The sequence below is a fragment of the Acidimicrobiales bacterium genome, assembly GCA_036270875.1.
In the GTDB taxonomy this organism is placed as follows: domain Bacteria; phylum Actinomycetota; class Acidimicrobiia; order Acidimicrobiales; family AC-9; genus AC-9.
Genome location: DATBBR010000031.1, coordinates 73478 through 89473, shown reverse-complemented (window position 1 = coordinate 89473; position 15996 = coordinate 73478). Strand labels below are relative to the sequence as shown.

Sequence of the window (15996 nt, the reverse complement as noted above, 5' to 3'; positions counted from 1 at the left end):
GGCGGCACGTAGATGAACGAGCCACCCGACCACACGGCCGAGTTGAGGGCGGCGAACTTGTTGTCGTTGGGCGGGATGACCGTGCCGAAGTACTGCTTCACGACGTCGGGGTACTCCCGCAGGGCGGTGTCCATGTCGCAGAACAGGACCCCCTGGCTCTCCAGGTTGTCCCGGTTGCGGTGGTACACGACCTCCGACTCGTACTGGGCGGTGACGCCGGCCAGGTACTTGCGCTCGGCCTCGGGGATCCCGAGCTTCTCGTAGGTCGCCTTCACCGAGTCGGGCAGCTCGTCCCAGGCGTCGACCTGCTTGTCGGTCGGCTTGATGTAGTAGTAGATGTCGTCGAAGTCGATGTCCGGCATGTTCTTGGCGAACCAGGGCGCCATGGGCTTGCGCTCGAAATGCCGGAGCGCCTTGAGCCTCATGTCCCGCATCCAGTCGGGCTCGCCCTTCATCCAGGACATCTCCCGGACGATGTCGGCGTTGACGCCCTTCTTGGGCTTGAAGATGTAGTCCTCGACGTCGCTCCAGCCGAGCTTGTACCGGCCGAGGTCCAGATCGGTGGTTGCCATCAGGCGATCAGCCCCTTCTTGGTCGGCTCGACCCGAATTTCTCCTACGTACATAGTAACAACTCCCACCGGGCCGAGGAACCGCCGACGCCCATCAGACTATGGGCATCTCGCCCCCTCCGAGCCACCCCCCGGGTCGCTCGGCCGGTCCTATCCTCTCGAGGCGATGTCGATCCCTGACCGCACCCCAGACGCCCCCGCAGCTCCACCGACGGCGCCCCGCCGCCCGACCCTGCTGCGGGCCCACGGCGACGAGCGTCTCGACGACTGGTACTGGCTGCGTGAGCGGGACGATCCCGACGTGATCGCCTACCTCGAGGCCGAGAACGCCTACACGAAGGCGGCGATGGCGGACACCACTGCGCTGCAGGACACGCTCTACGCCGAGATCGTGGCCCGGATCCAGGAGACGGACCTCTCGGTCCCGGTCCGAAAGGGACCCTGGAGCTACTACTCGAGGACGGTCGAGGGCCGCCAGTACGCCATCCACTGCCGCCGTCCGGCCCGACCCACTGGCGAGGCCGGTCCGACGGACCCGGCCCCCCTACCGGGCGACCCGGCGGAGGAGATCCTGCTCGACGAGAACGAGCTCGCCGCCGGCCACGAGTACTTCTCCCTGGGCGGGCTGGCGGTGAGCCCCGATCACCGGTTGATGGCCTTCGCCGTCGACACGACCGGCGGCGAGCGGCACCGGATCCGGGTGCGCGACCTGAGCACGGGCACGGACCTCCCGGACGAGGTCGAGGACGTCTACTACGGCCTGGCGTGGGCCAACGACGGCACCATCCTCTTCTACACCCGGCCGGACGATGCCATGCGCCCCCACCAGCTCTGGCGCCATGCCGTGGGCACCGCAGCAGAGGCCGACGTGTGCGTCTACGAGGAGCCCGACGAGCGCTTCTACGTGGGCGTGTCCAAGACCAAGGACGACGCCTTCGTCGTGCTGGAGCTCGAGAGCAAGGTGACCAGCGAGGCCCGCGTGCTCAGCGGCGACGATCCTGACGGCGACTTCCGGATGATCGAGCCCCGCCGGCAGGGCGTGGAGTACACGGTCGAGCACCATGGCGGGCGGTTCCTCCTCGTCACCAACGCCGATGCCGAGAACTTCCGGCTCGTCGAGGCACCGGTGGAACGCCCGGGGAGGGACGCCTGGCGGGACGTCGTCGCTCACCGGCCTGACGTGAGGCTGGAGGACATCGATGTGTTCGCCGAGCACCTGGTGCTCTATGAGCGGGCGGACGCCACCCGGCGTATCCGGGTGACCCGCCTGCGTGACGGTGCTTCCCACACGGTCTCCCAGCCCGAGTCGGTGTCGACTGCATGGGGTGGGCCCAACCCGGAGTTCGGATCGAACGTCCTCCGCTACGACTACAGCTCCCTCGTCACGCCCCGGTCGGTCTACGACTACGACATGGAGGACCGCGGCACCCGGCTGCTGAAGCGCCAACCCGTTCTCGGGGGCTACGACCCCGCCCGGTACCGGACCGAGCGGGTCTGGGCCACCGCCGACGACGGCACGAGGGTTCCCATCTCGCTCGTCTACCGGGAGGACCGGGCGCCCGACGGGCGGGGACCCGCGCTGCTCTACGGCTACGGCGCCTACGAGCACAGCCTGGACCCCCTGTTCTCGTCGCTGCGCCTCAGCATGCTGGATCGCGGCTTCCTCTACGCCATCGCCCACGTTCGCGGTGGAGGCGAGCTGGGGCGGCGCTGGTACGAGGACGGCAAGCTCCTGCACAAGACCAACACGTTCACCGACTTCGCGGCCTGCGCGCGCCACCTCGTGGCCGAGGGATGGACCTCGGTGGACGGGCTGGTAGCTCGGGGCGGAAGCGCCGGCGGGATGCTCATGGGCGCCGTGGCCAACCTGGCACCCCGGCTGTTCAAGGCGATCGTCGCCGAGGTCCCGTTCGTCGACTGCCTCACCACGATCCTGGACGACTCGCTGCCCCTCACCGTGCTCGAGTGGGAGGAGTGGGGCAACCCGAAGGACGACGCCGAGGCCTACGCCAACCTCAAGTCCTACTCGCCCTACGACAACGTGACTGCGGGTCCCCACCCCGAGATGCTGGTCACCGCCGGGCTCACGGACCCGAGGGTCAGCTTCTGGGAGCCGGCGAAGTGGGTGGCCAAGCTCCGTGCGACCGACCCCGATGCCCGGGTGCTGCTGAAGACCGAGATGGGCGCTGGTCACCAGGGTCCGTCGGGACGCTATGACGCCTGGCGGGACGAGGCGTTCGTGCTCGCCTTCGTGCTGCGCTCGGTCGGGATCTCCGCCTGACCGGTCAGGCCTGAGAGAAGGTGAGGTTGTAGGTCGTCGCTGATTGCGGCAGCAGGACGCCGCCGCCGTTGATGCTCACGTTCACGTTGGATGCGGCTCCGATCCGGACCCAGACCGGCGCGTTGTTGGTGACCGTCTGGCTCTGACCCTGGGTGAGAAGGCCCTGCCAGAGCACCTGGCCGAACGGTCCCGTCCCGGAGACGACCTCCATCCAGACCCGCCCGGTGGCCACGGCCGACAACGAGACCTGACTGGCGTTGACGTTGTACACCGCGCCCTGGTCGTCGTGCGAGACCAGCGTCAACGGCGACGGCGGCGGTGCTGGCGCCGCGCTCGCCGGCGGCCTCGCCTGGCGGCTCTGGGGAGCCTTGTTGGACGAGCTGGACATGGTGGCGATCAGGACGCCGGCGACGACACAGGCGACCACCACGATCGCCGCCAAGCCGGCGGCGAGACCGAACCGCGGCCCTCGTCTGGCCCGCTGGACGAACGGCAGCCCGGGCTGTTCGGCCTGGCCGGAGTCCGAGGGCGGCGTCTCGCCTTCGGTCGTCTCCACCGCGGGACCGGGGGCGGTCGTGACCGCTGTGCCATCGGCCGTCATGACCTTCATGTCCTCGTCCGTCGGCTCGTCGCGAACCGCGGTGAGCCCTCCGTCGTCGGGTCTGGCGTCGGCAGCGGGCGGGACAGGGCGACGAACCGACCCGACCCGACCGCGCGCCCCTGAGGCGACCCGTCCCGTCGCATGCACGGGCGCCAGCACGCGGCCCCACAGCCTGGATCGAGTGCGCGCCCGTGAACGCGACCGGGCCTCGGACCTGGAGGAGGCGGACCAGTCCTGGTCGCCGATCGTCGGCGGCCTGGGCAGCGTGGTCGGCCCGGTGTCGGGCTCTTCCCCCAAGCGTTCCCCGTCGGCCCATCCGTTTCCGCCGGTCGTCCGGCGACCGTTGCCCCAGCCACCGGGTGTGCCGCGGTCGCCGTTGCCGTGTCCGTCGCCATTGCCCCACCGTCCGCGGGCGCCGCTGCGGACGGATTCGGCGACGCTCGGTGGCACCGTGACGGGACCGGCTTGGCCGGTGTCGTCGGCGATGAACACGAAGGCCGGCTTTGCCGTCTCTGCGTCGCCGTCCGATGGGCTCTGAAGTGAGTGGGCAGGCTCCCACGACGGTCCCGATCCTCCCGCGCCCCGGCGCGCGTCGACGCCCACAGGCTCGTCGGCGGGCTCGGAGCCGACGGGCTGGACGGGTGGCGGAGGCGGCGCAGGCAGGGTCGCCCCGGTCGGCTCGGCCCTGAGGATCCGGATGGTCTCCTCGCGCTGCACCGTCGCCTCGGGGACGGCCCTGACCGCCTCGCGGGCCGGCGGGGCTGGCGCGGGGAAGCCCGAGCGGTCGTCGACCGATGACTTGACGTGCGCGCTGCCGTCCGCCCCGACCTCAGCGTGCTCCGACCCTAGGGGGCGCCCGGCTACCGACCGCAGCACGTCCATCGCCTGCTCGTGGTGCTTGATCGACCGCCGCTCTCCCAGGGACACCCAGGTCAGACGGGACAGCACGATGGCTACGACGAGCAGGACCACGACGAGCAGCAAGACGCTCATTGTCCTAGTGCCCACCTTTCCCGACGGGGGGTCCGCGACCCCTGCGGGATGTCATTCCCGTTCCCGTACACGAGACTCCATTGAACCCAATAATCGGACACTGCGTGTGTCACAGACCGCCGGGCCCAAGGAGAGACCCGCCAGTCCCTCGCAGCAGCCTAGACGCCCAGCGCGCCGGAGCCGCTCATGCGCGTAACCCCAGGGTCGGCCGCAGCCCGGCCGGGAGGTCCGAGCGGCGGGGGTTGGCCCGGTCCCGTTCGGAGACGACAGGGGCGCTCACCCCCCAGTCGGCGCCGATCTCAGGGTCGTCCCAGGCCACCCCCAGCTCGTCCGCCGGGTTGTAGTACCCGTCGACCAGATACGTGAGAGTCATGTCGGCCAGGGCGGCGAACCCGTGGGCGACACCAGGAGGGATGAAGACGCCGACCGCGTTCCGCTCGCCGAGGTCGAGAGCCATGGTCGCGCCGTCGGTCGGCGACCCCTGACGGAGGTCGTGGAGCACCACCCGGGCATCGCCCCGCACCACGTACCAGTAGTCGGCCTGATGGAGGTGGTAGTGCAGGCCGACCAGGGCGCCGGCCCGCTTGTCCGAGCAGCTCCCCTGGACCATCTCGCGCCCCAGGGGAAACCACGATCGGCGGTAGGTCTCCAGGAACCGGCCCCGCTCGTCCCCGTGGACGTCGGGCGCCACGACGACGACATCCACGATCTGTTCAGCGGCGGCGATGGTGGGCACGACGGCGAGAGACTAGGCGCTCACGCCTCGAAGCGGCCGAAGCCTCCCCGGTAGAACACGAGCGGGTGGCCGTGCCCGACGCCCATGTCGAGCGGGCGGCCGATGGCGACCAGATGGTCCCCGCCGTCGTGCGCCATCTCCAGGCGGCACTCGACCCAGGCCAGGGCGTCCTGCAGGACCGGGGACCCGGTCGTGCCCGGGCGCCACCCGACTCCGTCGAACTTCTGCTGGCTCTTGGTGGCGAACACCCGGGCCAGCGCCTCCTGGCTCTCCGACAGCACGTTGGCGCAGAACACGCCCGTCTGCTCGATCCTCGGCCAGCTCTGCGAGGTACGGGACGGAGCGAAGACGACCAGGGGTGGCTCGAGCGACAAGGCGTTGAACGCCTGGCACGTGAACCCGGCAGGCCCGTCCTCGTCGGCGGTGGTCACCACGGCGACACCGGTGGCGAAGTGCCCCAGCACCTCGCGATACCGAGCCGAGTCGAACGTCGGCGCTGATCCGCGCTGCAGATCGTCCTGCGCCGCCACGGTCAGGGACGCGGGAGCTCGATGACCAGGCCCTCCGAGGCGGCCACCACCTCGTCCACGCCGCCGGACGCGTCCGAGATGCGCCGGGCGTTCCGCAGGAGGCGGTCAAGGTCGTCGTCGTTGTGGGCGGGGTCGTGATGGAAGAGGGCGAGCCGGTGGGCGCCGGCCTCCTTCGCCACCAGGAGGGCGTACTCGACGGTGCAGTGACCCCAGTGGGCCTTCTCCCGGAACTCGGTCGGGGTGTACTGGGCGTCGTGGATCAGCAGGTCCACGCCGTCGCACAGCTCGAGCACGCTGTCGGCAACCCCGCGCAGCGAAGGCGGGGCTTGGTGGTCGCTGACGTAGGCGATGCTCTGGCCCCCCGTCTCGACCCTGAAGCCGATGGTCGGCCCGCAGTGCGGGACAGGCCGGATCCGCACCTTGGCCGCCCCGACGGAGAGGTCCTCGTCGACTACGTCGTGGAAGCGGATGTCGCCCCGCAAGTCGCTGAAGTGCACAGGGAAGTAAGGGGGTCGCATGAAGTCCCCGAAGACATCGTGGAGGGAGCCCTCCTGCTGGGGCGGCCCGTAGACGTCGAGCCTGGCGCCGACGCGATCGATGGGCGGGAAGAACGGAAGGCCCTGGACGTGGTCCCAGTGGATGTGGGTGAGGAACGCGGTGGCAGAGAAGGTGCCGTCGGTCGGCTGGTGCTCCCCGAACTGTCGCAACCCGGTCCCCAGGTCGAGGACGATGGGCGGCTCGCCCGGGGCGTCGACGACGACGCAGGCGGTGTTGCCACCGTAGCGCCGGTTCGCTTCGCTCGGACAGGGGCACGAGCCTCGCACCCCGTAGAAGGTGACTTTCAGGACTGCCCCCCTTGGACTGAACAGGAGGTTACCCGTATGTGTCCGCCCCGAAAATTCACTGTGACATATGTCTCACGGAACGGCGGCGACCCACAGCCCCGAACTGTCAGTCCCACACGTCTTCGCGGTAGGGACGGCGACGCGCCGGGGCGTGGTCCCGCTTCCAGACCATGACCTTGCGGCGGAAGTAGCAGACCTCCTCGCCCCGCTGGTTGAAGCCCTTGGTCTCCACCGTCACGATCCCCCGGTCGTCCTTGGAGCGCGATGGGACGACGTCGAGGATCCGGGTCTCGGCGTAGACGGTGTCGCCGTGAAAGGTCGGGAAGCGGTGGACGAGGGACTCGACCTCCAGATTGGCGATGCTGGAGCCGCTGATGTCGGGGACGCTCATCCCGAGCACCAGCGAGTAGACGAGGTTGCCGACGACGACGTTGCGGCCGTGCACCGTCTCGGACTCGGCGAACCACTCGTTGATGTGCAACGGGTGGTGGTTCATGGTGATCATGCAGAACAGATGGTCGTCGTACTCGGTGATCGTCTTCCCGGGCCAGTGCCGGTAGACATCGCCGACCCGGAAGTCCTCGAGGTACGCGCCGAAGGGGCGCTCGTGGACCGTCATGGCGTCGGCACCGACGGCCTGGTGCTGAACCCGAGCTCCCAGCTCTCGTCAGTCTCCCCGTCGATGCTGAGCCGCCAGGTGTAGCGCGAGCCCGCCTCCAGCGGGACCGGGCCCAGGTTGACGGCTAAGGCGACGTCGCTCGGGCTGCCCTCGGGCACACCGGTCGGCCGTCCCACGTGGAAGTCGCCCCGCACCTCGACCGCACGCGGGCCCTCGGGGGTGTCGATGTTCACGTCCCGCCCGTCGGCGTCGATCAGGTAGAGCTCCCAGTGGTGGGGCTGGAGCGCCTCGTGCCAGCCGACCTCGATCTTGAGGGCGACGGCCGAGGGGGCCGGCTCGGGACCGATCATGCTCCAGCCGGCCCCGAGGATGAAGAGCTTCCCGTCGGCCACCTGGGCCGAGTCGCACAGCAGCATGGTCACCTTCACGAGCGGCCACCGTAGCCCGCGGCTCGAGGGGCCCGTTCTCAGAGGGAACGGCGACGGAGCAGGCCCCGGGCGATCACCATGCGCTGGATCTCGTTCGTCCCCTCGCCGATGATCATCAGGGGGGCGTCCCGGAAGTACCGCTCGACAGGCAGCTCGGTGCTGTACCCGTAGCCGCCGTGGATGCGCATCGACTCGGTGGCGATCTCCAGCGCCGCCTCCGACGCGAAGAGCTTGGCCATGCCCGCCTCCACGTCGGCGCGCTCGCCAGCGTCGAGCTTCTCGGCGGCCGAGCGGGTCAGGAGGCGGGCCGCCTCCAGCTTGGTCGCCATGTCGGCCAGCTTGAACTGAATGGCTTGGTGGCGGGCGATCGGCACCCCGAAGGCCTCCCGCTGCTGGGCGTAGCGGATGGCCGCGTCGAACGCCGCTCCCGCCACCCCGCAGGCGCGGGCGGCGATGTTCACCCGCCCGAGCTCGAGCCCGCCCAGGATCTGGGGCAGTCCCTTGCCGAGCCCCGCCTCTCCTCCGAGCACGGCGCTGGCGGGCACCACGTGGCCGTCGTAGGACATCTCGACGGTCTCGACACCCTTGTAGCCGAGCTTCCCGATCCGCCGGGACACGGTGATGCCACCCGAGCTCGGGCCGGGCTGCTTCTCGACCATGAAGCAGGTGACGCCTTCGGGCGCCCGGGCGGCCAGGGCCACGAGCCCGGCCCGCTCGCCGTTGGTGACCCACATCTTCGTGCCGTCGAGCACGTAGGTGTCGCCGTCCGGCCGGGCCCGGCAGCGGAGCGCGGCGGTATCGCTGCCGGCGTCGGGCTCGCTGAGCGACAGCGCCCCCCGGACCTCGCCCGTGGCCAGGCGAGGCAGCCAGGCGGCCTGCTGCTCGGGCGTCCCGTGCCGATCGAGGAGGGTGGCGACGATCATGTGGGTGTTGAGCACGCCCGTGAGCGACATCCAGCCCGCGGCCAGCTCGGCCACGATCCGGGAGTAGGTCACGGTGTCGAGGCCGAACCCTCCGTGCTCGACTGGGACCAGGCACCCGAAGAGGCCCAGTTCGCGCATGGCCTCCACCAGCTCGCTCGGATAGGCGTCAGCGTGCTCGAGCTCCGATGCGACCGGGTTCACCTCCTTGGCCACAAAGGCGCGCACGGCCTCGACGAGGTCGTCGGCCACCACCGGATCGGTTCGGCTCGGCACGGGCGACAGGCTACCGTCGGGCATGCCCGTGGCCATTGGCGAGGTCGGCGAGGCGGTAGAGCCTGCATGACCGAGCTGGGGCTCCGAAATGACGTCTATCGCCGCCCCCTGGCCACTGCCCTGGAACGGCTGGGCGTCGGAGAGGGCTGGCGCTGTGTCGATGTCGGCGCGGGCGGCGGTGACGTGAGCGTGGCCCTGGCCGAGATGGTGGGACGCACGGGGCGGGTGTACGCGGTCGACAACGACCCTCGCGCCCGGGACGAGGTGGCAAAGACCGCCGCGGCCCACACCCAGGTGCTGGCCATCACCCAGGCCGGCGAGGACCTGCTGCTACCCGAACCGGTGGACCTGGCCTTCTGCCGCTTCGTGCTCATGCACGTGATCGAGCCGGCGGCCGTGCTGAGCCGGATGGCCAACGCCGTTCGGGCGGGTGGGTGGGTGGTCGCCCAGGAGCCGATCACCAGCGCCGGCAGGGTTGGCGGCAACCCGCTGTCCATGCCCGACGCTCCGCACCCCGACCTCGGCGCGGTGCTGCCGGCGCTGGTTCGCCGGGGCAAACTCGAGCTGGTCGACGCCTGGGCCGAGGCCCCTGCTGGTGCCGGGCCGGGGCCTGTGACCGACTATCTCGCCAGCCTCACCGACGTCGACCCGGGAGACGACGCGGTCGTTCTCCCTCCACTCGTCACGGTGCTGGCCCGCCGACAGGATCGGTAACCTGCGCGGCATGATCCCGCCCGACCTGGATGCCGCCGCCCTCGTCGTCGAGCAGGCCACGGCCGCCGTCGAGGCCGCGGCGAGACACCTGGCGGCCGCCGGCGGTCCCGACGAGCACCAGGTCGTCGCCTACGACCTGGCCCATGCGGCCGCGTCCGTCGAGTGCGCCCGCGCCGTGCTCGACTACGGGTCGAAGGGCGAGGTCGAGGCCATGCTGGCTTGCGCGTTCGTGGCCGACGCCGTCCAGGACCTCCTCGCTCGGACGCTGGGGCGGGAGGACGAGTGGGGGACCGAGCCTGGGCACCTCGACGCCACGCTGCCGTTCGTCCGGGCGTACCGGTCGTCCGGGGTCCTGGCCGACCTGGCCGGGGAGGAGGGCCCGCGACACCTCGACGCCGACTTCGAGATGGTCCAGGACACGTTCCGCCGGTTCGCCGAGGACCGGATCAAGCCCGTGGCCGAGGCCATCCATCGTCACAACGAGGACATCCCCGAGGAGATCATCGCCGGCCTGGCCGAGATGGGCGCCTTCGGCCTCTCGGTGCCGGCCGAGTACGGCGGCTTCGCGGCGGGCGGCGAGAGCGACTACATGGGCATGGTCGTCGCCACCGAGGAGCTGTCCCGAGGGTCGCTCGGGGCCGGCGGCTCGCTCGTGACCCGGCCGGAGATCCTCACCCGGGCCCTCATCAAGGGCGGTACCGAGGAGCAGAAGCAGCACTGGCTCCCCAAGCTCGCCAGTGGCGAGGCCATGGCGGCCGTGGCGGTCACCGAGCCGGACTTCGGCTCGGACGTCGCCGGCATCAAGGTCACGGCCGAGCGCGGCGACGGTGGCTGGGTGATCAACGGAGTGAAGACCTGGTGCACCTTCGCGGCTCGGGCCGACGTGCTGATGCTGCTGGCCCGCACGGATCCCGACCGGGCCAAGGCCCACCGCGGCCTGTCGCTGTTCGTGGTCCCCAAGCCCCGCGGCGACGGTCACGGTTTCGTGCTCACCCAGGACCCCGCAGCCGAGGGTCGGGCCGGCGCGCCCGGACGTCTCGAGGGCCGCCCCATCGACACCATCGGCTACCGGGGGATGCACTCGTATGAGCTTGCGTTCGAGGGCTGGTGGGTCCCCGACGACTGCCTCATCGGAGGAGCCGAGGGCCAGGGAAGGGGCTTCTACTACCAGATGGAGGGGTTCGAGAACGGACGGCTTCAGACCGCGGCTCGCGCCCTCGGCGTGATGCAGGCCGCCTACGAGGCGGCCTACGCCTACGCCACCGACCGGGTGGTCTTCGGGTCCCCGGTGCTCGACTACCAGCTGACCCGGGCCAAGCTCACCCGCATGGCGGTCATCATCCAGGCCAGCCGGCAGTTCGCCTACCAGGTGGCCCGGCTCATGGCCAAGGGCGAAGGTGCCCTGGAGGCGTCCATGATCAAGGCCTACGTGTGCCGGGCGGCCGAGTGGGTGACGCGCGAGGCCATGCAGATCCACGGCGGGATGGGCTACGCGGAGGAGTTCCCGGTGAGCCGGTTCTTCGTCGACGCCCGGGTCCTTTCGATCTTCGAAGGGGCCGACGAGACCCTCGCCCTCAAGGTCATCGCCCGCCGGCTGGTGCGCTCGGGCTCCTGAGAGGCTCAGCTCTCCACGGTGAGGCCCCGCAGGTAGAACCAGTAGGTCCTCCAGCGGACCACGCCGGTGATGGGCACCGACAGCAGCGTCCAGAACATCTCCCACGTGCGCCGGTACCCCTCCAGGCGGCCGAGCTTCTGGCGCTTGGTGCGATGGGTCACGCCGCGCATGATCCTGGCCGTCGTCGGCAGGCGCCTCTCGGCGATCACCTCGTTGATCATGATCTCGATCGTGTAGCCGTCCCGCTTCTCCGGTGGGATGGCCTCGAAGACCCAGCGCGGCACGACCCGCTCTCCTGTCGTCGGGGGTAGCCGGAGCACCAGCGGGTTCCACGCTCCGTAGTCGAACCAGCCCACCGACATCGTCGCCGTGCCGTCGAGGAAGGGGCGACAGATCTGCTCGAGGTGATCGCCGGTCAGGCCCAGCAGGTCGCCGTCGACGAAAAGCAGGGCGGGCGCGTCCGAGGCGGCAACCCCCGCCTCCATTGCGTGCGCCTTCGAGCCGCCTGCCGCCTGGCCCGCGTCGCCACGATGGATGACCTTGGCCCCGGCGGCAGCCGCCCGCTCGGCGGTGTCGTCGACCGAGCCGTCGTCGACCACGATCACCTCGCGCACGGCGGAGCACCGCCGGCACGCCTCGACGACCGTCGCCACCGTGGCCGCCTCGTTGCGCGCCGGCACCACGGCGTCGATGCCGGGTCGATCGAGCGGGTCGTCAGGCATGGTCGGGGTCGTGGTGACCCCGCTAGCCGGAGCTCGGGGTCAGCCCCGCCCGCTCTCCCCTGGTCACGAACTTGACCGCCATCTTGCGGCTGGCCTCGTCGATCATCTCGTCGCCGAACATCACCGCGCCCTTGCGATCGTCCTCGGTCGCCTGGCGGTAGGCGGCGAGGATCGCCAGGGCCCGGTCGTACTGCTCCTGGGTGGGCGAGTACACCTCGTTCAGCACGGTCACCTGGTCCGGATTGAGCGCCCACTTGCCGTCGTAGCCGAGGGTCCGCGTCCGCATGCAGTACTCGCGGAGCGCGTCGAGCTCTCTGATCTTGAGGAAAGGACCGTCGATGACCTGCAGGCCGTTGGCTCGCCCGGCCATGAGGATCTTGGAGAACACGTAGTGGAAATGATCGCCCGGGTACTCAGGGATCGAGACCCCTCCGGTCAGCACCGGCATCTCCATCGAGGCGGCGAAGTCGGCCGGCCCGAACACGATCGTCTCCAGCCGGGGGGAGGCGGCGCAGATCTCCTCGACGTTGATGAGGCCCCGGGTGGTCTCGATCTGGGCCTCGATGCCGATGTGACCGGCGGGCAACCCGGCGTTGGCCTCGACCTGGGAAAGAAGGAGGTCGAGAGCAACGACCTCGGCAGCCGACTGGGTCTTGGGCAGCATGACCTCTTCGAGGCGCTCCCCGGCGTTGCCGACGACCTCGGCGACGTCGCCGTAGGTCCACTTGGTGTCCCAGGCGTTCACCCGTACACACATCACCCGCTCGCCCCAGTCCTGGTTCTTGATGGCGTCGACCACCTTGGAGCGGGCCGACTCCTTCTCGAGGGGCGCGACCGAGTCCTCGAGATCGAGGAACGTCATGTCGGCCGCCACCGTGGGGGCCTTCTCGAGGAAGCGCTCGCTGGAGCCGGGCACGGAGAGGCAGGAGCGGCGGGGCAGATCCCTGGATCGCGCTGACATGGAACGGATGCTACGGGCGCCCCCGCACCGCCGCCAAGCCGTGCCGTTGGCGGCGAGGGCTCAGTGCAGCTCGTCGCGCAGGAAGGGCAGCACCTTCTCCCAGGCCTCCCGGGAGGCGGTGGCGTCGAACACCTCGGGCCGGTGGTCGTTGAAGAAGGCGTGCTGCGTGCCGGGATAGATGTACATCCGGGCCCGCTTGCCCAGGCCCGTCAGCGTGTCCTCCAGCTCTCGCGCCGCCTTGGGACCGGCCATGTCGTCGTGCTCGGCGAAGTGGCCCTGGACGGCGGCGTCGAGCTTGGAGTAGTCGGGCTGGAGGTCGGGCCAGGGGATCAGCCCGTAGAAGGGAACGACGGCCTTCACCAGATCGGGACGTTCGCAGGCCAGGACGAGCGCCAGCCCGCCACCCATGCAGAACCCGATCACGCCCACCCCCCGGCTCGAGGAGCGCGCCTTGACCGCGTCGACCGCGCCGCTCATGTCCTTGGCCGCCTGGTCGAGGCGCATGGCCATCATCAGCTTGCCGGCCTCGTCGGGCTCCCGGGCCTGCTGACCGTGGAAGAGGTCCGGCGCCAGGGCCACGAAGCCCTGGGCGGCGAAGCGGTCGCACACCTCCTTGATGTGGTCGACCAGCCCCCAGTACTCCTGGATGACGACGACGCCCGGGCCCGTGCCCTCCGTGGCCAGGTAGCCCTGGGCTGTGCCGCCGTTGCTCGGGAACTCGATGATCTCGCCCATGAACTGGGACGCTAGCGGCCAGCGAGCGGGAGGCTCAGCCGACCTGCCGGAGCAGCTCGGGGGTGACCGGGCAGTCCATCCGCCGCAGGGCCTCGGCCGGTGCCTGAGCTCCCGAGGGTCCGACGATGCAATCGACGAGATCAACGGGAACGATCTCGTCCTCGCGATCCCAGGGCGGATCGGGATCATCGTCGAGGCGCCGCCACACCGCCTCCCCCAGCCGGGCGGGCAGCACCCGTCCGGTGCCGGCGACGACCCAGACGGGTCGTGATGCCAGCCGGGCCACGGAGGCGGCCGCCCTCGCCCCGGCGACCGAGACGAGCTGTCTTCCGCTCAGCAGCGAGGCCTCCAGCACGGCCAGGTCGGCGTCGACCACGGCGCTGCCCAGGCCCGACTCGGGCACCTCGAGCACCTCGCTCCCCGACGACCGCAGGCGCCGGGCCAGGCTCGACCCCTCGCCGAGGGTGTCGACCAGGAGGACTCGTAGGTCGCCACGACGGACGAGGGCGCGACCAACCAGCTCGGGCCAACCGAGCACCACCACCGTCGCGTCGCCGGGGATGCGATCGGCCAGGGCGAGGGGCGTGGGGTCGGACTCGAGCTCGTCCGCCACCTTCCACACCTCCTGCTGCGGATCCGTCGCGGCCAGCACCCGGCACGCCAGCGACCACAGGGGCCCCGCGGTCGGGTGGCGATCGACCAGGCGCCGGCAGGCGGTGACGAGCGCCGCGGGATCGTCGGCGAAGCCCGCCAGCGCGTGCGCCGCCTCGGCGGCGAGCGATCCCGGACCGGCTCCCTCCGCCCTGGCCACGTAGCGGAGCCGCTCGATGGGATGCACCATGGCGACCTTACCAACGGGCACCCCTGGTTCCCCCGGCCCCGACCCGTGCTCAGCGCACTATGCCGCCTCGGGTCATGGCCTCGACGTCGAGGGCCTTGTCGACCTCGTCCTCGCTGAGCAAACCCATCTCGAGCACGACGGTGCGCAGGTCCTTGCCCTCTGCGATCGCCTTCTTCACCACCCTGGCCGCCTGCTCGTAGCCGATGTAGGGGTTGAGGGCAGTGGCGATGGCCGGTGACGAGAGGGCGTAGGTCCGGCACCGCTCCTCGTCGGCCTCGATGCCGGTGACGCATCTGTCGGCAAGGGCGCGGCTGGCGGCGGTCAGCAGGCGCACGGACTCGAGCAGGTTGCGAGCGATCACCGGCAGCATCACATTGAGCTCGAAGTTGCCCGCCGCGCCCCCGAAGGCCACGGCGGCGTCGTTCCCGATCACCTGGGCGACGACCTGGCAGACCGCCTCGGGCACGACCGGATTGACCTTCCCGGGCATGATCGAGGATCCGGGTTGGAGGTCGGGCAGACGGATCTCGGCCAGCCCTGCCCGGGGGCCGCTCGCCATCCATCGCAGGTCGTTGCAGATCTTGTACAGGGACACGGCCACCGTGCGCAGCACGCCTGACGCCTCGACCAGTGCGTCGCGGGTGCCCTGGATCTCGAAGTGGTCCCGTGCCTCGGTCAGCGGCAGCCCCAGCCTGGTGGCCAGCTCCTCGATCACGCCCGACGCGAAACCTTCAGGGGCGTTCAGGCCGGTCCCGACCGCGGTGCCCCCGAGAGGCAGCTCGCCGACTCGCGGCAGGGAGTCGCGCAGGCGCTCGACGCCGTTCTCGGTGGCCGAGGCGTACCCGCCGAACTCCTGCCCGAGGGTCACCGGGGTGGCGTCCATCAGGTGGGTCCGGCCCGCCTTCACCACGGGGGAGAAGCGGCGACTTCGCTCGCGCAGGACCTCGCAGAGGTGCTCGAGGGCGGGAATGAGCCCCGACACGATCTCGCGGCAGGCGGCGACGTGGATGGCGGAGGGGAAGACGTCGTTGGACGACTGCGAGGCGTTGGGCTCGTCGTTGGGTCGGATCTCGCGGCCCAGGCGCTCGCCGGCCAGATTGGCCAGGACCTCGTTCATGTTCATGTTCGAGGAGGTGCCGGATCCCGTCTGGAACACGTCGGCCGGGAAGTGGTCGTCCCACCGGCCGCCTTCCACCTCGATGGCGGCCTGATGGAGGGCCTCGGCGACGTCGGCGTCGATGACCCCTAGCCGCGCGTTGACCTGGGCGGCCGCCGCCTTTATGGCCGCCAGGGCGGCGATCAACGAGCGATCGATGCGCATCCCCGAGATGGGAAAGTTCTCGACCGCTCGTTGGGTCTGGGCCCCCCACCGGGCGGCGGCCGGAACTCGGACCTCGCCCATCGAGTCGTGCTCGACCCGCTGCTCACCACCGGCTGACACGTCACTCATGCTCGGCGACGGTAGCGCCGGGCGTTGCCCTCGGTGTAAGCGACGAGGGCCCCGGGCTGTGCTTGGCAACGAGCTAGCTCGTCATACACAATTTGCTTGGCGTGGGCTTGCATCGAAAGGAAGCCCCGTCGTAAGTTGCTGATCCGTTGTGCGACTCG

General features: G+C 70.4%; 16 protein-coding genes. 3 read left to right on the top strand and 13 right to left on the bottom strand.

The genetic code is table 11. The features are described 5' to 3' along the window. A partial coding sequence (locus tag VH112_03350; GenBank protein HEX4539256.1) for a Fe-S cluster assembly protein SufB occupies positions 1 to 572 on the bottom strand: 572 nt, incomplete at its 3' end. Between the two features lie 165 nt (positions 573 to 737). Here VH112_03350 and VH112_03345 point away from each other — a divergent pair. After that, complete coding sequence (locus VH112_03345; protein HEX4539255.1) at positions 738 to 2852, top strand: S9 family peptidase; 2115 nt, start codon at positions 738 to 740, stop codon at positions 2850 to 2852. Positions 2853 to 2856: 4 nt separating this feature from the next. Here the strand turns inward: VH112_03345 and VH112_03340 are convergent, their stop codons facing one another. From VH112_03340 to VH112_03310, 7 genes are all read right to left on the bottom strand, one after another. Further along, entirely contained in the window at positions 2857 to 4446 is a 1590-nt protein-coding gene (locus tag VH112_03340; protein HEX4539254.1) for a DUF4115 domain-containing protein, read from the bottom strand. Between the two features lie 184 nt (positions 4447 to 4630). After that, positions 4631 to 5182: a dTDP-4-dehydrorhamnose 3,5-epimerase gene (rfbC, locus tag VH112_03335; protein ID HEX4539253.1), complete on the bottom strand. Its 552-nt coding sequence runs from the start codon at positions 5180 to 5182 to the stop codon at positions 4631 to 4633. A gap of 20 nt (positions 5183 to 5202) precedes the next feature. Next, positions 5203 to 5712: a flavin reductase family protein gene (locus VH112_03330; protein HEX4539252.1), complete on the bottom strand. Its 510-nt coding sequence runs from the start codon at positions 5710 to 5712 to the stop codon at positions 5203 to 5205. A gap of 2 nt (positions 5713 to 5714) precedes the next feature. Beyond that, the gene (locus VH112_03325; protein ID HEX4539251.1) at positions 5715 to 6536 is read right to left on the bottom strand and encodes an MBL fold metallo-hydrolase; all 822 of its coding nucleotides are present in this window, start codon (positions 6534 to 6536) and stop codon (positions 5715 to 5717) included. A gap of 127 nt (positions 6537 to 6663) precedes the next feature. Next, positions 6664 to 7176: a MaoC family dehydratase gene (locus VH112_03320; GenBank protein ID HEX4539250.1), complete on the bottom strand. Its 513-nt coding sequence runs from the start codon at positions 7174 to 7176 to the stop codon at positions 6664 to 6666. Continuing rightward, on the bottom strand, positions 7173 to 7604 hold the full coding sequence (locus tag VH112_03315; GenBank protein HEX4539249.1) for a hypothetical protein: 432 nt from the start codon (positions 7602 to 7604) through the stop codon (positions 7173 to 7175). The genes VH112_03320 and VH112_03315 overlap by 4 nt, the downstream gene beginning before the upstream one ends. A 38-nt stretch (positions 7605 to 7642) precedes the next feature. Continuing rightward, positions 7643 to 8800 (bottom strand): acyl-CoA dehydrogenase family protein, encoded by a 1158-nt coding sequence (locus VH112_03310; GenBank protein ID HEX4539248.1) that lies wholly within the window; start codon positions 8798 to 8800, stop codon positions 7643 to 7645. Positions 8801 to 8866: 66 nt separating this feature from the next. Between VH112_03310 and VH112_03305 the strand changes: the two genes are divergently transcribed. Both VH112_03305 and VH112_03300 read left to right on the top strand, forming a co-directional pair. Then, entirely contained in the window at positions 8867 to 9514 is a 648-nt protein-coding gene (locus tag VH112_03305) for a class I SAM-dependent methyltransferase (GenBank protein HEX4539247.1), read from the top strand. Between the two features lie 10 nt (positions 9515 to 9524). Next, positions 9525 to 11129, top strand: coding sequence for an acyl-CoA dehydrogenase family protein (locus tag VH112_03300; protein ID HEX4539246.1), 1605 nt, complete (start codon positions 9525 to 9527; stop codon positions 11127 to 11129). A gap of 5 nt (positions 11130 to 11134) precedes the next feature. Here the strand turns inward: VH112_03300 and VH112_03295 are convergent, their stop codons facing one another. The 5 genes from VH112_03295 to VH112_03275 are packed head-to-tail and all read right to left on the bottom strand — an operon-like array spanning position 11135 to position 15838. Then, positions 11135 to 11851 (bottom strand): glycosyltransferase, encoded by a 717-nt coding sequence (locus VH112_03295; GenBank protein ID HEX4539245.1) that lies wholly within the window; start codon positions 11849 to 11851, stop codon positions 11135 to 11137. Between the two features lie 22 nt (positions 11852 to 11873). Beyond that, complete coding sequence (locus VH112_03290) at positions 11874 to 12812, bottom strand: CoA ester lyase (GenBank protein ID HEX4539244.1); 939 nt, start codon at positions 12810 to 12812, stop codon at positions 11874 to 11876. 60 nt (positions 12813 to 12872) lie between these two features. Then, complete coding sequence (locus VH112_03285) at positions 12873 to 13547, bottom strand: dienelactone hydrolase family protein (protein HEX4539243.1); 675 nt, start codon at positions 13545 to 13547, stop codon at positions 12873 to 12875. A gap of 34 nt (positions 13548 to 13581) precedes the next feature. Beyond that, on the bottom strand, positions 13582 to 14388 hold the full coding sequence (locus VH112_03280) for a hypothetical protein (GenBank protein HEX4539242.1): 807 nt from the start codon (positions 14386 to 14388) through the stop codon (positions 13582 to 13584). Between the two features lie 49 nt (positions 14389 to 14437). After that, a complete protein-coding gene (locus tag VH112_03275) occupies positions 14438 to 15838 on the bottom strand; it encodes a class II fumarate hydratase (protein HEX4539241.1) in 1401 nt (466 codons plus the stop codon). Between the last annotated feature and the right edge of the window lie 158 nt (positions 15839 to 15996).

Coding starts and splice junctions, on each gene's coding strand:
- VH112_03285 (HEX4539243.1), bottom strand. CDS start 13,547: ATGGGCGAGATCATCGAGTTCCCGAGCAACGGCGGCACAGCCCAGGGC.
- VH112_03345 (HEX4539255.1), top strand. CDS start 738: ATGTCGATCCCTGACCGCACCCCAGACGCCCCCGCAGCTCCACCGACG.
- VH112_03280 (HEX4539242.1), bottom strand. CDS start 14,388: ATGGTGCATCCCATCGAGCGGCTCCGCTACGTGGCCAGGGCGGAGGGA.
- VH112_03340 (HEX4539254.1), bottom strand. CDS start 4,446: ATGAGCGTCTTGCTGCTCGTCGTGGTCCTGCTCGTCGTAGCCATCGTG.
- VH112_03290 (HEX4539244.1), bottom strand. CDS start 12,812: ATGTCAGCGCGATCCAGGGATCTGCCCCGCCGCTCCTGCCTCTCCGTG.
- VH112_03320 (HEX4539250.1), bottom strand. CDS start 7,176: ATGACGGTCCACGAGCGCCCCTTCGGCGCGTACCTCGAGGACTTCCGG.
- VH112_03295 (HEX4539245.1), bottom strand. CDS start 11,851: ATGCCTGACGACCCGCTCGATCGACCCGGCATCGACGCCGTGGTGCCG.
- VH112_03275 (HEX4539241.1), bottom strand. CDS start 15,838: ATGAGTGACGTGTCAGCCGGTGGTGAGCAGCGGGTCGAGCACGACTCG.
- VH112_03300 (HEX4539246.1), top strand. CDS start 9,525: ATGATCCCGCCCGACCTGGATGCCGCCGCCCTCGTCGTCGAGCAGGCC.
- VH112_03305 (HEX4539247.1), top strand. CDS start 8,867: ATGACCGAGCTGGGGCTCCGAAATGACGTCTATCGCCGCCCCCTGGCC.